Source organism: Spirosoma lacussanchae, from assembly GCF_005870035.1.
In the GTDB taxonomy this organism is placed as follows: Bacteria; Bacteroidota; Bacteroidia; order Cytophagales; family Spirosomataceae; genus Spirosoma; species Spirosoma lacussanchae.
On sequence record NZ_SWJG01000003.1, the window covers coordinates 142050 to 157315 of the forward strand.

Below are 15266 nucleotides of genomic sequence, written 5' to 3' on the forward strand. Positions count from 1 at the left end.
ACACGCTGGTAAACCGTGGGGGACGAAGGCACACTAGATTCGGCCGGCTTCCAGCGCCCGTACGCCCGCCCGGGCCAGCGCCTGTACGCCCGCCAGCAAACCCGCAAAGCGCGGGTCCTGCGTCAGTCCTTTCCGGTAGCGACCGTAGATCTGCTGAATAACGACCGCGTTTTTGAACAGGCCGAATACGTAATAGTAAAGTAGATTGTCGATGGGTCGACCGCTCCGCTCGGCGTACCGCTCGGCAAACGCCTGGCGGGTAAGATTGCCGGGCAGCCAGGTCAGGTTGAACGTTTTGCGGAACGGATCGTCGGTCGGTTCGGCCCAGTAGGAAAGCGACGTGCCTACATCCATCAGCGGGTCGCCTACGGTGCACATCTCCCAATCGAGTACGGCGCGGATGTCGGGCAGGTTGTCGGGGTTCAGGACTACATTATCGTACTTGAAGTCGTTGTGGAGCAGGGTCGGATTCGGGTTGTCGGGCGGGAGCTGGTCGGTCAGGTAGCGGGCCAGCGCGTCCATATCCGGAATCACGTCGGTTTGAGCGGCTCCGTAGCGCCTGTGCCAGCCCGCCACCTGCCGCTGTACGTAGCCTTCGGGTTTGCCCAGTTGAATAAGGCCCAGCCGCGTCGGGTCAGTAGAGTATAGGGAAATCGCATGCAGATCGACGAGGCTATCGACCAGAGCCAGAGACAGTCGCTGCATCACATCGGCCGGAATGCCGAGTTTTGGCGCCGTCTGGGCGCGGAGAATCACCCCCTGCACCCGTTCCATGATGTAAAACGAACAACCCAGAATCGACTCGTCGTCGCAGAAAACGACGGGCCCCGGAATCGGTTTGTAGCCCGACTGCTGCAGAATAGTCAGCACCCGGTATTCGCGGCCCATGTCGTGGCCACCCTTAATGTCTTTGGCCCCGAACGGCGGGCGCCGTAGAATGTACTCCCGTTTGCTGGTGGTCAGCAGGTAGGTCAGGTTCGAGTAGCCGCCGGGAAACTGGGCAATGCTGGTAATGGTACCAAGGGCGGGGATCTGGTCAGACAGGTAAGCCTGCAGAGCTGCCCTGTCGAGTTCTTCGCCGGGGCGGGTGCTGGTCGGCGTATCGGGTTGGATGATCGTCATGCAGAAAAAAACGGAACGCTAGGCGCGGGCGGTTGCCAGGTCTGCGGGTTTATTACGTTTGGTGTCGAGGCCATACTCCTTCAGGATACTCCGGGCCAGGGCGGTTTTGTGCACTTCGTCGGCCCCATCGTAGATCCGGGCTCCGCGTTCGTGGCGATAATACCAGGGAAGCAGCACATCGTCGGTGATGCCCATGGCGCCGTAGGTCTGTATGGCCCGATCGACCACGTTCAGCATGATGTCGGCTACAAAGAATTTGATTGCCGATATCTGATTGCGCACCGCAGCCGCCCCAAACTGGTCGATGTTCTGTGCCGTTCGCAGCACCATGAGCCGGGCCGCGTCGATCTGCGCGCGACTTTCGGCAATCCAACCCTGCACAAACTGCTTCTCGCCCAGCATCACCCCATCTTCCATCTCGCGGGTAGCGGCCCGCCGACACATCAGGTCGAAGCAGCGCTCGCTGATACCAATCCAGCGCATGCAGTGGTGAATCCGGCCCGGACCCAGCCGTTCCTGCGCCAGCACGAAGCCCATACCTTCGCCCCCGATCAGGTTAGTTGCTGGCACCCGCACGTCGGTGTAGCGCACTTCGGCATGGCTGCCCCAGTGGTCGGAGCCGTCGCCCATGATGCTGATGTTGCGAACCAGTTCAAAACCAGGCGTGTCGGTCGGGACCAGAATCATGCTGGCCCGGCGGTGCGGAGCCGCGTCGGGGTTGGTAACGGCCATCACCACCGCAAACGCCGACCCATCGGCCGAGCTCGTAAACCACTTATGCCCGTTGATGACCCAGTCGTCGCCCTGCCGAACGGCCGTTGTTCCCATCCGGGTGGGGTTCGACCCGGCAAACTCTGGTTCGGTCATCGAAAAACACGAGCGGATATGCCCATCGCGCAGGGGTTCGAGGTACAGCCGTTTCAGAGGCTCGGGCGCGTACTTGTGCATCAGCTCCATGTTGCCGATGTCGGGCGCCTGGCAGTTGAAGGTATAATGCCCAAACGGCGACCAGGCCAGGGCCTCGCTGACCTGGCCAAACTCGCAGAGCGACAGCCCCAGCCCGCCTTCGTCGAGACTGTGTTGCAGGCCCCACAGACCGGCCTTGCGAACCAGCTCCCGCTTCTGATCGAGAATAGCGGCCACTTTCGAGAAATTTCCGGTCAGGTGTTCACTCGTTTCGAGCGGTACCAGCTCATTCAGTACGAACTCCCGGATGCGGGGCACCAGCGCTTTCGTCTGGTCAGTAGCAAATAAAGGTTCCATCGGGCGGGCGGGAAAGGAATAGTGTTTTTAATGATGAATGATAAACGATAAATTATAAATCAGTCTGGTTATTCATCATTCATCATTCACTACTGTGTATCATACATAAGATTATCGCGGTCTTTGCGGTGGGGGATAACGGTCCAGTGTTTGGCATCGGGCAGGTGGTCTGTAATGATGCTGGCGGCCGTATCTTCCAGATTTTCTTCGTTGGTAATAAAAAACAGGCTGCGCGGATTGTCGGTCTGCGTAGTCCGCACTTCAAAATATTCGTTGTGGTGTTCGATGTCGTGTTTTTCGATAAGCTGGTACTGGGCCATAATCGTACTGGTTAAAGTTAGCACTGTTTCCAGATAAACTAGCATTTGGGCGCGCTGTTCTACAATCTGCGTGTGTAACAGCTGGCCACGGGCCAGAGATGACCGCGCCGGGGCTGGTTCGGGCGGGGAATCAAGTGAATAAAAATCAGCCTGTTTTACTTTTTTAGCTAGCACTTTCCTGATTGACAAACGTTTCGTACCTTTGCGGTCCTGTTTTAAGAGGAGAGAGAAAGGTGAACGTATTACGCGCATACGATATCCATATTGCTGGATTAGAAAACAAACGGCATGAGTACGACTTCGCGTCGGACAATGCGTTTTTTGCTGCGCTGGAGCAGGACTTGATCGAGAAAGGGAACATACAGACGCATCTGGTTCTGGATAAGTCGGAAACGATGATCCGTCTCGATTTTCACAGTACCGGCACGGTCGAGCAAGTTTGCGATCGTAGCCTCGACGAATATGATCAGCCGGTCGATACCCGGCAAACGATGCTGCTTAAGTTCGGTGATCACAACGAGGAGCTGAGCGATGAAATTGAACTGATTGAACGGAACACGGCGACCATCAACGTGGCCCGGTACATATTTGATTTTCTGACTCTTTCATTGCCCATGAAACGCCTTCACCCCCGGTTTCGGAACGAAGACGAGGAGGACGATGAATCGACGGGTAAACTTGTTTATCGGTCAGATGCAGAACCCGAGGCTAATCAGGACGATCAGCCCGATACGATTGACCCCCGCTGGGCTGCCTTGCGCAAGTTGAGCGATAATTAACGAAGTACAGCGTGCAGGGCGCTCCGGGTATACTGGTTGTCTCCGGCGCTGCCAACTCGACAAAATACGACCAGACAACTTTAGAACATAGAATTCAGAAAACATGGCACATCCCAAACGACGCCACTCCAGCACCCGGCGCGATAAGCGCAGAACGCACTACAAGGCTACGGCCGTAACCCTCTCGACCGACGCCCAGACTGGCGAAGTTCACGAGCGTCACCACGCTCACGTTTTCGAGGGTAACCTGTTTTACAAAGGGCAGATGATTATCGAGAATTACGCCAAAACGGCTTAATTATCAGCATTTTATAGAAAGTATTTCGTTGCCGTCTTCCTGAAGATGAACGCGAAATACTTTTTTATTGCCCGTAGCCTGCCTATTTTTACGCGTATTTTTTTTAACCGGCGTAGCTGGGTAAGTTATTGAACAGACCGAGTCAATGAAAATTGCAGTGGACGCAATGGGTGGCGATTTCGCTCCGGAAGCGATTGTGGATGGAGTGTTGCTAGCCGCTGCTGAATTGCCGGAAAGCGTTGCTATTGTCCTGATTGGCAAGCAAGCCATACTGGAACCGTTCGTGTACAAGGGCACCGCTGGCGCCCGTGCCCGAATCGAATTGGTCAATGCCGACGACGTAATCGAAATGAGCGAGCACCCCACCAAGGCGCTCTCCCAGAAACCCAATTCCAGCATCGGAGTTGGGTTTAAGCTTTTGAAAGACAAGCAGGTACAGGCTTTCTGCAGCGCCGGGAATACAGGTGCCATGCACGTTGGCGCCCTGTTCAGTATCAAAGCGATAGAAGGCGTACTGAGGCCCTGTATTGCCGGCTTCGTGCCCCAGATAACCGGCGGTCATGCCGTTATTCTGGACATTGGCGCCAACGCCGACTGCAAACCCGAAATGCTGGCCCAGTTCGGCGAAATCGGCTCGCTTTACGCGCAGCATACGTTCGGTATCGACCGGCCCCGGGTGGCGCTGATGAACATCGGCCACGAAGAGCAGAAAGGTTCTCTGGTTGCCCAGGCCGCCCACCAGCTCCTGAAAGACAACCGCCGGATCAATTTTATCGGTAATATGGAAGGGGGCGATTTCTTCGCGGGTAAAACCGACGTTATCGTCACCGATGGCTTTACGGGCAATACCATGTTCAAACTGGGTGAGTCGTTTTACTCGATGGCGGCCCGGCGCGGTATCAGCGATGAGTTTATCGATAAAACCAATTATGAGTCCGTAGGGGGTAGCCCAATTCTGGGCGTAAACGGCAACGTGATCATTGCCCACGGCATCTCGTCGCCCCTGGCTATCAAAAATATGATTGGACTGGCAATCCGGCAGGTTGAGTCTGATGCGTACACCAAAATTGCACAAGCACTGAGTTGACAGCCGTTTGTTAAGCGGACCCTTCGTAAAAGGGAGCCCCATAACCGACTACTGCTCCGAATTACCACCAACTTATGACTAAAGCTGCCATCACTGGAATTCACGGTTACGTTCCTGACTATGTGCTGACCAACGCTGAGTTGGAGCGTATGGTGGATACCAACGACGAGTGGATCACCAGCCGTACGGGCATCAAAGAACGGCATATCCTGAAAGGGGAGGGCATGGGCTCGTCGCATATGGGAGCCAAAGCGGTGGCAGGCCTGCTCGAGAAGACAAATACCCGACCCGAAGAGATTGACCTGCTGATCTGCGCTACCACCACCCCCGACTACGTATTTCCGTGTACGGCCAACCTGATCTGCGATATGGTTGGTATCCGGAACGTAGGTAGTTTCGACATACAGGCCGCCTGTTCGGGCTTCCTCTACGCGCTGACCATCGGCACGCAGTTTATCGAAACCGGCAAATACAAAAAAGTCGTCATTGTAGGGGCGGATAAAATGTCGGCAATTACCGACTATACCGATCGAACAACCTGTATCCTCTTCGGCGACGGAGCCGGTGCGGTTTTGCTGGAGCCCAATACCGATGGGTTTGGCGTCCTCGACTCCATTATCCGGTCCGACGGCGTGGGGCAGAACCACCTCTTCCAGAAAGCCGGCGGAAGTCGTTATCCACCCACCCACGAAACCGTTGAGAAACGCTGGCACTACGTGTACCAGGACGGTCCGTCGGTGTTTAAGTTTGCCGTGAAAAATATGGCCGATGTATCGGCCGAAATCATGGAGCGGAACCACCTGGCGGGCTCTGACGTGGCCTGGCTGGTGCCGCACCAGGCCAACAAACGCATCATCGACGCTACCGCGAACCGGATGGGTATCGAAGCCGACCGGGTTATGATGAATATTCACAAGTACGGCAATACGACCGCGGCTACCATTCCGCTGTGCCTGCACGATTACGAATCGCAGCTCAAAAAAGGCGATAACCTGGTGCTGGCGGCCTTTGGCGGTGGCTTCACCTGGGGAGCCGCTTACGTAAAGTGGGCGTATTAAGTGAGTAAAGAGTTTTCGGTTTTCGGTTTGATGTGTAGACGCACTTCCTTTATCGAAACCGAACCCAGTAAATAGAAAACCATAAGTGAGTAATGGCAACAACTGCAGATATCCGCAACGGATTGGTCATCAACTACAACAACGATCTTTTTCAGATAACAGAATTCCAGCACGTCAAGCCGGGTAAGGGCGCAGCGTTTGTGCGTACCAAGCTCAAAAGCCTGACAACGGGCCGGGTTATCGATAACACCTTCAACTCGGGTGTTACCATCTATCCGGTTCGGGTAGAACGCCGGAAGTTCCAGTACCTTTACAAAGACGAAGCCGGCTTCAACTTCATGGACCAGGAAACGTTTGACCAGATCAACCTGGACGAAAAACTGGTTGATGGGGCCGATCTGATGAAAGAAGGGCAGGAAGTGGAAATCGTAATCAATGCCGATACAGAAACTCCGCTGTCGTGCGAACTGCCCCCGTTCGTTGAACTGGAAGTGACCTACGCCGAGCCTGGTATCAAAGGCGATACGGCCAACAGCCCTAAAAAACGGGTCGAGGTCGAATCGGGCGCTAAAATCATGGTGCCGCTGTTTATCGATTCGGGGCAGAAAATTCGGGTCGACACACGCACGAGAGATTACGTAGAACGAGTGAAATAAGGTTTGGAAGGATGAATGGTGAATGACCCCCGATGGTTCAGGACTTACCTGTTCGTCGTTGTTTCGATAACTCACTCATCACTCATCGTTCATCATTCATCATTACTAGCATGAGCACCCAGGACATTCAGCAACTAATCGACTTCATCTCGCAGTCGGGTTTAGACGAGGTTAACATCGAAACGACTGATCTGAAAATCAGCGTGAAACGCTATGGCACGGCCTCGCCCGTTGCGCAGCTATCGCCCACTACTGTAGCGCCGGTTCCGGCTCCGGTGCCGGTTCCGGCTCCAGCGGTGTCAGCGCCTGCGCCTGCGGTAACTGCCAGCCAGCCCAGCGCAGCACCGGCCAGCACGTCGAATTATGTGACCATCAAGTCTCCCATGATCGGTACGTTCTACCGGTCGTCGAGCCCCGAAACACCCTCTTTCGTTGAAGTCGGCGATAACGTTTCGGAGGGTAAGGTGGTCTGCATTATCGAGGCCATGAAGCTCTTCAACGAAATCGAGTCTGAAGTATCGGGCCGGATTGTGAAGGTACTGGTTGAAAATGCCACGCCGGTCGAGTACGACCAGCCGCTGTTCCTTGTCGAACCCATTTAATTAGTGATTGGGTGATTACATGGTTGCGTGAAACGGTACATCGTATCCCGCAATCACTCAATCGCTCAGTCACTCAATTTATATGTTTAAGAAAATACTCATTGCCAACCGGGGCGAGATTGCGTTGCGGATCATCCGGACCTGCCGCGAAATGGGCATCCGGACAGTAGCCGTTTACTCAACGGCCGACCGTGACAGCCTGCACGTGCGCTTTGCCGATGAGGCTGTATGCATCGGCCCGCCCCCCAGTCGGCAGTCATACCTCAGCATACCAAGCATTATATCGGCGGCCGAAGTAACCGGCGCCGACGCCATTCACCCCGGCTACGGATTTTTGTCCGAAAACGCCGAATTCTCTCAGATCTGCGCCGATTACGGCATCAAGTTTATTGGGGCTACGGCTGAGCAGATCAACGGCATGGGCGACAAAGCCACGGCTAAAGCCACCATGCGCGCAGCCGGTGTGCCGGTTATTCCGGGCTCGGAAGGCCTGCTCGAATCCATCGAAGAAGGCAAAGCCCTGTCGGCCGAAATGGGGTATCCCGTTATCATCAAAGCAACCGCCGGTGGTGGCGGACGTGGTATGCGGATCATCCGGTCAGAAGACGAGTTCGAAAAAGCGTGGAATGACGCCCGTACGGAAGCTGGTGCCGCCTTTGGTAACGATGGTCTGTATCTGGAGAAGTTCGTAGAAGAACCACGACATATCGAAATTCAGATCGTTGGCGACCAGTACGGCACGGTTTGCCACCTGTCGGAGCGCGATTGTTCCATCCAGCGCCGGCATCAGAAACTGGTTGAAGAAACGCCGTCGCCGATTGTATCGGATGCGCTGCGTCAGGAAATGGGCGAAGCGGCCATCAAGGGTGCGCAGGCCATTGGCTACGAAGGCGCCGGTACCATCGAGTTTCTGGTCGACAAGTACGGGAAGTTCTACTTCATGGAGATGAACACCCGTATTCAGGTAGAGCACCCGATTACGGAAGAAGTAACGGATTTCGACCTGATCAAAGAACAGATCAAGGTAGCAGCCGGGGCTGAGATTTCGGGCCGGAACTATACGCCGAAGCTCTACGCCATGGAGTGCCGCATCAACGCCGAAGACCCCACCAATGGCTTCCGTCCGTCGCCGGGCAAGATTACGGTGCTGCACCTGCCGGGCGGTCACGGTGTCCGTGTCGACAGCCACGTGTATGCGGGCTACACCATTCCGCCGAACTACGACTCGATGATCGCCAAGCTCATCGTTTCGGGTCAGTCGCGTGAGGAAGTGATTACCCGGATGAAACGGGCGTTGCAGGAGTTTGTGATCGAAGGTATCAAGACAACCATTCCGTTTCATATCAAGCTGATGGACGATCCCGGCTTTAAATCCGGTCAGTTCACAACGGCTTTCCTCGACACGTTCGACTTCAGTACGATAAAGTAATTACCCACAGAACGGCCTCGTCGGCTCGTCCCATAGATTTCTCTGGGGTGAGCCGACGAGGCCGTTCTGTGGCATGGCATTTTTTTGTACATTCACGGCTGTAAATCAACTCGTTTGCCATGACAGCTCTTAACGACGCCAACCCGAGCCCCCTTGCCAGCCTCGATCAGTGGGAAGACGACCTGCTGACACGCTATCCTGAACCGGAACATAAAGCCAAAGAAGACTACCGCAACTATGATAATCCTGAGCGGGATACAGTGCGGGAGTTCTACCGGCTGAATCATACCTACCAGACGTATGATTTCGTGCTGAAAAAAGAGCGTGAGTTTCTGTCGTTTGATAAAAAAGAGCTGCCGGTTTGGGGAGCCATGGAGTTCCTCAATACGCTTGTCGATGATTCGGATCCGGATACCGACCTGGATCAGCTCCAACACTTGCTCCAGACCGCCGAAGCCATCCGGGCCGATGGGCATCCCGACTGGTTTGTGCTGACGGGCTTTCTGCACGACATGGGTAAAGTACTTTGCCTGTTTGGCGAACCGCAGTGGGCCGTGGTGGGCGATACGTTCCCGGTGGGCTGCGCTCACTCAGACCGGGTGGTTTACCCCGAATACTTTGCCAACAATCCTGACAGCCGCGACGAGCGTTACAATACCAAATATGGCGTATACGAGCCCAACTGCGGCCTTCGTAACGTACATATGTCGTGGGGCCATGACGAGTACCTGTATCAGATGATGAAGGACTATATGCCCGAGCCTGCGCTCTATATGATGCGCTACCACTCGTTCTACGCCCAGCATCGCGAAGAAGCGTATAATCACCTCATGGATGAGCACGACCACAAGATGTTTGAGTGGGTACGGAAGTTCAACCCGTACGATCTGTACTCGAAAAGTCCGAAGCCACCGGTTGTCAGCGAGTTGAAGCCGTATTACGAGGATCTGATTGCCAAGTACCTGCCCGCTACGCTCAAGCTCTAATAGCCCATATGTATTGATAACCACAGCCTGCACAAAGGTCTTTATCCTTGTGCAGGCTGTGGTTTTATAATTACTCCGTTATCCATGCTGCTGCTTTGTATTGCGCTCTACCTGCTCTCTAATATTGGCGTTGGCGTATGGGCATCCCGGCGCGTAACAACCTCGCAGGATTTTGTGCTGGCCGGTCGGCGGTTGCCGCTGGTGCTGGCCGCTTCGGTAACGTTTGCTACCTGGTTTGGGTCCGAGACGCTCATGGGTGCTCCGGCCATGTTTGTAGAGGGGGGCGTTCAGGCCGTTATTGAAGAGCCGTTCGGGTCGGCCCTGTGTCTGTTTCTGGTAGGCGCCTTTTTCACGCGCCCGCTCTACCGGATGGGCATTACCACGTTCTGCGACTACTTCCGGATTCGGTTCGGCCGACCGGCCGAGCTGCTGTCGGCTGTCATGATGATTCCGTCCTACTTCAGCTGGATTGCGGCTCAGCTGATTGCCATCGGTATTGTGCTGAGCGTCGTAACCGATGTGCCCCGCGAGTATTGTATTCTGTTCAGCGCGCTGGTCGTTATGGTCTATACGCTGCTGGGCGGCATGTGGTCTATCTCCGTAACCGACTTTTTCCATAACCTGATCATCGTGGTGGCACTGGCCGTGCTGGGCGTCATTCTCTGGCAGGAAGTGGGCGGTTGGGAAACCATTCAGCAACGGACGCGGCCGGGCTTTTTCCGGTTCCTGCCTCATCCGACACTGAAAGGCTGGGTCGAGTACCTGGCAGCCTGGTTCACCATCGGGCTGGGCAGTATACCACAGCAGGATATTTTTCAGCGGGTTATGGCTGCAAAAACGGAAGATACGTCCGTTCGGGCGTCGTACCTGGCGTCGGGCCTGTATCTGACCATTGCGATGCTGCCGCTGTTCATCGCGTTGAGTGCCAAAATTCTCCACCCGAACCTGCCCGGCGATAATCAGTTGATTATTCCGAACATGGTGATGCAGCACGGGAGCCTGCCGTTACAGATTCTGTTTTTCGGAGCGGTATCGTCGGCCATCCTGAGCGTGTCGAGCGGGGCCATTTTGGCGCCGGCTACCGTCTTCGGCGAAAATATTGTCAAGTTCTTCCGGCCCGACCTGTCCGATCAGGCGCTGCTACGCGTCATTCGATGGGCTATCGTGGTGATTACTATCATCTGTGTCGTCATGAGCACCGCCCGCGACACCAATATTTTTGATCTCGTCGGCGAATCGTCGGCGTTCAGCCTGGTGTCACTCTTCGTACCGCTTACGGCCGGTATTTACTGGAAACGCGCCAACCTGACCGGCTGCCTGTGGTCCATGGCCGTGGGGCTGGTAGTGTGGCTGGGCTGTATCTGGCTCAAGACGGATTATTCACCCATGATGTGGGGATTGCTGGCCAGCACCGTGGCCATGGCAGGAGGGAGCCTTATCCGAAATACCGCTGCTCAATCCGACCCACATAGCCCAGATAGGTTGCAGTACTGAACCAGGGCTGAATTTTAGCGCCGATGTTGGGGTATAGGTTCAGCTGATCGAGGCCGACAACGGGCGCCCAGACCAGCTCGAGCGCGGTCGTTTCGGCGGGGTTGAGCGTGGGTTCGCCCTGCAGGTTTCGGGCCGCAAAAACCACGTGCAGCACATCGTCGCTGCGCTCGGTCAGCAGCATCTCGCCTGCCAGAATCATCTCGCCAATGTCGACAGAGACACCCAGTTCTTCGCGGAGTTCGCGGGTAACGGTTTCGGGCAGGGTTTCGCCCCGGTCGCAGTTGCCGCCGGGCAGCGCAAAAACATCCTGCCCGCCATATTGGTAGCGCATGAGCAGGACTTCGGTCTGGTTCTCGAAATAGCGCCAGATCAACGCAGAAGGACGAACTTTCATGGTGGGGATATAGGAAATAAATGGTCAGTTTACGGGTCGCGATACGGGCCGCGGCTGGCCAATATACGCGCCAGCCCGTAAACTGACCAGGGCAATGATAAATTAGTTCAGGTCGCGGGTGGTTTCGAAGAGGAACCACGTCCGGCGTTCGGTCTCGTCGATAAAGTTCTCGAGCAGGCTGGCCGTAGCTACATCCTCGGCTTCGTCGGCCAGTTTGTGGGTGTCGCGCATGTTGCCGGCCATCTTTTTGTTTTCGGCAATGAGGTCGAGCAGCATATCTTTCGGCGCAACGAAATCATCGTCATTGTCCTTAACGCGCTGGAGCTGGGCAATATGGGCTACCGAGCGGATGGTGTTGGCACCGATCTTGCGGACGCGCTCGGCCAGCGGGTCGATCGTGGCAAAAATCTGGTCGGCCTGTTCGTCGAGCAGCAGGTGATAATCGCGGAAATGGCGACCCGATACGTGCCAGTGGTAGTTTTTGGTTTTGATGTAAAGCGCAAACGAATCGGCTACCAGCCGGTTGAGCGCTTCGGCAACCTTCTCCCGGCCTGATTCGGCCAGATCAGATGGTGTTTCAAGGGCTTCGATGGGATTGATGGCGTTCATGATTACGTCCAGTTTCGTGAAAGGTACAACCAGAAAACACCGCCCGGCGGCTATTGTTTGCTCAGAATCGGCTCAACACTTTTTCCGAAATGGTTTGCCCGATCGAGAGCGACGAGGTGGCCGCCGGCGATGGGGCATTGACCACGTTTATGGCCTTGTCGGTCTCCAGAATCGCGAAATCGTCGAGCAGCCCGCCGGAGCGGTCGCAGGCCTGCGCGCGTACGCCCGCTCCGCCTTCTTCAAGGTCGTCTTCCTGAATGGCCGGAATCAGCGCCTGTAGTGCTTTGGTGAAAGCCGCCTTCGAGAACGAGCGGTACATTTCGCCCAGACCCGTTTGCCAGTATTTGGCGGCTACTTTCTGAAAACCGGGCCACGACAGGGTTTCGTACAGCTCTTTCAGATTCACGTCGGACTTGGTATAGCCCTCTCGCCGGAACGCCAGCACCGCATTCGGACCGGCTTCAACGCCCCCGTGAACCATGCGAGTAAAGTGAACGCCCAGAAATGGGAAGTTCGGGTCGGGAACCGGGTAAATCAGGTGTTTAACCAGGTGTTCCTTATGCGGTTTGAGTTTGAAGTACTCACCCCGGAACGGCACAATCCGAACGTCGACGGGGTCGCGCTGCGTCAGCTGGGCAATTTTGTCGGAGTAGAGACCGGCGCAGTTCACAACGAGTTTGGTTTCATAGCGGCTTCGGTTGGTCACCACGATGCTCAGGCTGGTACCCGGTGTCACCTGCTCAACGCGCTCATTCAGGCGTAGTTCACCCCCCAGCTGCTGAAATTTTTCGGCCAGCTTCTCGCAGACCTGGGTATAGTCGATGATGCCGGTATACGGTACAGCAATGCCCGCTATGCCGGCTACGTGCGGCTCAATGTCGCGCATTTCTCCGGCGGAGATCTTGCGGATGTTTGTCAGCCCGTTCAGCTGCCCCCGTTCGAACAGAATATCGAGCTGAGGCAGTTCTTCAGGTTTGGTAGCTACCACAATTTTGCCGCACAGCTCGTAGGGTACGCCTTCGGCCTGGCAGAAGTCGAGCAGCATTTGATACCCACGGATACAGTTGGTGGCTTTGAGCGAGCCGGGCTTGTAGTATAGCCCGGAGTGAATGACGCCCGAGTTGTGGCCGGTCTGGTGACGGGCTACGGCGGGTTCTTTTTCGATGAGGACAACGCTCAGGCCGGGCCGCTGCTGTTTGATTTGCAGGGCGGTAGCCAGCCCCACAATGCCGCCCCCAATAATTACTACGTCTGTCATAAGAGCCTTATCTCCGGCAGCAGGATGCTACCGGAGATACAAGGCTACAAAGATACGGCTTTCGGTCTGACCCGCTTCTACGGCGACAGCGGGAAATCAGGTCATATGGGCCTTATAGGGAGATCGTTTTGCCGGTTTCGGCTGCGCGATAAATGGCCTGGAGCAGCCGAACGTCGCGTTTGCCTTCTTCGCCCGTGATGTGGCTGGGTAGGGTCTTGCCGTCGAGCAGGTCTTTGCAGACACCGTCCATGTGCATGGCCTGGTGGTTCACAACGGGCTGTTCGATGGGGCCTTTACTGGTGCGGCCTTTGAGGGGACCGTAGCCGAAAGCGGGCGACAGTTCGAACCAGCCTTTTTCACAGGATGCGTAGAGCCGCTCCACACCTGCCGTGTAGCTGGTTGTCGAGTTGCTGACGGCCCCGCTGGGAAACCGGAACTGCCAGAACAGGGTCTCTTCTACGTCCTTGAACTTTTGCGGTTCGGTTTTCGGCGAAAACTGGGCGGTAACCGAAACCGGTTCTTCGCCCGTTACGTAGCGCGCGCCCTGAACGGCGTAAATGCCTACGTCCATCAGCGGCCCGCCACCCGCCATCGATTTCTTCATCCGCCACTGGGTTGGGTCGCCAATCCGGAACGCATCGCTGCTCTCGATAAACTTGACCTGGCCGAATACTTTCTCCTGGCCCAGCCGCATTACCTCTTTTGTGAAGGGTTCGTAATGCAGCCGATAGCCGATAGCCAGTTGTTTATTGGCCTTTTTGCAGGCATCAATCATCGACTGACAATCCTTTTCGGTGATGGCCATGGGCTTTTCGCAGATGACGTGCTTGCCGGCCTGGGCTGCGCGAATGACAAACTCGGCGTGCATCGAGTTGGGGAGTACAACGTAGATGACATCGATGTCTTTGTTATCGGCAATCCGGTCGAAGGTTTTGTAGTCGTACACGTTGGCCTTCGGAATGTTGTACTTCTGCATCCATTCCTCGGCTTTGGCGGGCGTACCCGTCACGATGCCCGCCAGGCGGCAGTGTTTGGTCTGCTGCAAAGCCGGAGCCAGCTGGTTTTTGCTGTAACTGCCCAGGCCAACGAGCGCAATACCCAGTTTGCGATCCTGATTGCCCGAGGCCGTGATGGGCCGACCCAGGACGTCGGTCAGAGCAGGAAGCGTAATGGCCGATGCGCCCAGGGTGTTGAGGAAGGTTCGGCGCGAGAGTGGAGTCGGTGTTTTCATACTACAAAAAGAGCTGTATACGGGCACTTTACCCGTGTATACAGCTCTTTTCTATCAACAGGTATCGACCAGCCCGGTTACTTAATCAGGCCGATCTGAATATCGGTAACGCACTGGTCAGGTGCTTCCAGATTTACAACGCTGTAGACCTCCCGAACGCACTGATTGTGGCGGTAATTGCCGGCCTCTACCTGCGCGAAGAGTGCGTCATACACTGGCATAAACTCGCTCCAGGGGCCAGTGTAAGTGTAATGCAGGCAGTGAAAAGCGGGGAACGTTTTGATCTGAAACGGATGGTTGGGCAGAACCGGAGCCGCTGACCCGATGGGCAACGCAATCTCCAGATCGAATTCGTTGGTTTCGTCGCCATTGACACCGGTATACATCCACTGAAGGGGCTGGGTCATATCGAGGCCCAGCCGGGCGGCTTCGGACAGCAACTGCTGGGTAGCTGCTCCGCCCCGATCGGCCGCTGTGAGCAGGGTGGCGCGTAACCCAACGGTGAGGGCGGTGAACGGAACAACATTACTTTCGGCGAGGGCTTTTTCGGGAATAAGTACGTCAGTTGTCATGTGTATCTGTGTTTAGTAAATGACTGGAACAAAGATCGGACTGACCAGTGACAGCCCTATGTCAGTAGGCTCGGCGACGAACAAAAAAAGTCGCTTCCCTGCCTGGGA

Annotated in this window: 17 protein-coding genes; 9 read left to right on the top strand and 8 right to left on the bottom strand. The window is 55.6% G+C overall.

Going from position 1 to position 15266, the window contains the following annotated elements; genetic code table 11:
- Positions 1-33 precede the first annotated feature (33 nt).
- The 3 genes from FBR45_RS13840 to FBR45_RS13850 all read right to left on the bottom strand — a co-directional run bounded on the left by FBR45_RS13840 (position 34) and on the right by FBR45_RS13850 (position 2705).
- Positions 34-1122 (bottom strand): phosphotransferase family protein, encoded by a 1089-nt coding sequence (locus tag FBR45_RS13840; protein WP_138503332.1) that lies wholly within the window; start codon positions 1120-1122, stop codon positions 34-36.
- Positions 1123-1140: 18 nt separating this feature from the next.
- The gene (locus FBR45_RS13845; protein ID WP_138503334.1) at positions 1141-2385 is read right to left on the bottom strand and encodes an acyl-CoA dehydrogenase family protein; all 1245 of its coding nucleotides are present in this window, start codon (positions 2383-2385) and stop codon (positions 1141-1143) included.
- Positions 2386-2474: 89 nt separating this feature from the next.
- Positions 2475-2705 carry a hypothetical protein gene (locus FBR45_RS13850; RefSeq protein ID WP_138503336.1) on the bottom strand — a complete coding sequence of 77 codons (231 nt, stop codon included), beginning with the start codon at positions 2703-2705 and terminating at the stop codon, positions 2475-2477.
- A 233-nt stretch (positions 2706-2938) separates the two neighbouring features.
- Between FBR45_RS13850 and FBR45_RS13855 the strand changes: the two genes are divergently transcribed.
- The 9 genes from FBR45_RS13855 (at position 2939) to FBR45_RS13895 (ending at position 11094) form a co-directional block, all read left to right on the top strand.
- A complete protein-coding gene (locus tag FBR45_RS13855; RefSeq protein ID WP_138503338.1) occupies positions 2939-3484 on the top strand; it encodes a YceD family protein in 546 nt (181 codons plus the stop codon).
- Between the two features lie 103 nt (positions 3485-3587).
- Positions 3588-3782, top strand: coding sequence for a 50S ribosomal protein L32 (gene rpmF / locus FBR45_RS13860; RefSeq protein ID WP_077923042.1), 195 nt, complete (start codon positions 3588-3590; stop codon positions 3780-3782).
- A gap of 145 nt (positions 3783-3927) precedes the next feature.
- Complete coding sequence (plsX, locus tag FBR45_RS13865) at positions 3928-4869, top strand: phosphate acyltransferase PlsX (RefSeq protein WP_138503340.1); 942 nt, start codon at positions 3928-3930, stop codon at positions 4867-4869.
- Between the two features lie 74 nt (positions 4870-4943).
- Positions 4944-5927, top strand: coding sequence for a beta-ketoacyl-ACP synthase III (locus FBR45_RS13870; RefSeq protein WP_138503342.1), 984 nt, complete (start codon positions 4944-4946; stop codon positions 5925-5927).
- 92 nt (positions 5928-6019) lie between these two features.
- Positions 6020-6583, top strand: a complete 564-nt coding sequence (efp, locus tag FBR45_RS13875; protein ID WP_077923045.1) for an elongation factor P — start codon at positions 6020-6022, stop codon at positions 6581-6583.
- 110 nt (positions 6584-6693) lie between these two features.
- A complete protein-coding gene (gene accB, locus FBR45_RS13880) occupies positions 6694-7185 on the top strand; it encodes an acetyl-CoA carboxylase biotin carboxyl carrier protein (protein ID WP_138503344.1) in 492 nt (163 codons plus the stop codon).
- An 82-nt stretch (positions 7186-7267) separates the two neighbouring features.
- On the top strand, positions 7268-8614 hold the full coding sequence (accC, locus tag FBR45_RS13885; RefSeq protein ID WP_138503347.1) for an acetyl-CoA carboxylase biotin carboxylase subunit: 1347 nt from the start codon (positions 7268-7270) through the stop codon (positions 8612-8614).
- A gap of 119 nt (positions 8615-8733) precedes the next feature.
- Entirely contained in the window at positions 8734-9600 is an 867-nt protein-coding gene (locus FBR45_RS13890) for an inositol oxygenase family protein (RefSeq protein ID WP_138503349.1), read from the top strand.
- Between the two features lie 84 nt (positions 9601-9684).
- Positions 9685-11094 (top strand): sodium:solute symporter family protein, encoded by a 1410-nt coding sequence (locus FBR45_RS13895; protein WP_138503351.1) that lies wholly within the window; start codon positions 9685-9687, stop codon positions 11092-11094.
- On the opposite strand, the gene FBR45_RS13900 is transcribed toward FBR45_RS13895, so the two are convergent.
- The 5 genes from FBR45_RS13900 to FBR45_RS13920 form a co-directional block, all read right to left on the bottom strand.
- On the bottom strand, positions 11036-11488 hold the full coding sequence (locus FBR45_RS13900; protein WP_138503353.1) for an NUDIX hydrolase: 453 nt from the start codon (positions 11486-11488) through the stop codon (positions 11036-11038). The genes FBR45_RS13895 and FBR45_RS13900 overlap by 59 nt on opposite strands.
- 102 nt (positions 11489-11590) lie before the next feature.
- Positions 11591-12097, bottom strand: coding sequence for a Dps family protein (locus FBR45_RS13905; RefSeq protein ID WP_077923051.1), 507 nt, complete (start codon positions 12095-12097; stop codon positions 11591-11593).
- Positions 12098-12158: 61 nt separating this feature from the next.
- Positions 12159-13355 carry an L-2-hydroxyglutarate oxidase gene (lhgO, locus tag FBR45_RS13910; RefSeq protein ID WP_138503355.1) on the bottom strand — a complete coding sequence of 399 codons (1197 nt, stop codon included), beginning with the start codon at positions 13353-13355 and terminating at the stop codon, positions 12159-12161.
- 112 nt (positions 13356-13467) lie between these two features.
- Positions 13468-14586, bottom strand: coding sequence for a Gfo/Idh/MocA family protein (locus FBR45_RS13915; protein ID WP_138503357.1), 1119 nt, complete (start codon positions 14584-14586; stop codon positions 13468-13470).
- Positions 14587-14663: 77 nt separating this feature from the next.
- Positions 14664-15158 carry a GyrI-like domain-containing protein gene (locus tag FBR45_RS13920; protein ID WP_138503359.1) on the bottom strand — a complete coding sequence of 165 codons (495 nt, stop codon included), beginning with the start codon at positions 15156-15158 and terminating at the stop codon, positions 14664-14666.
- Positions 15159-15266 lie beyond the last annotated feature (108 nt).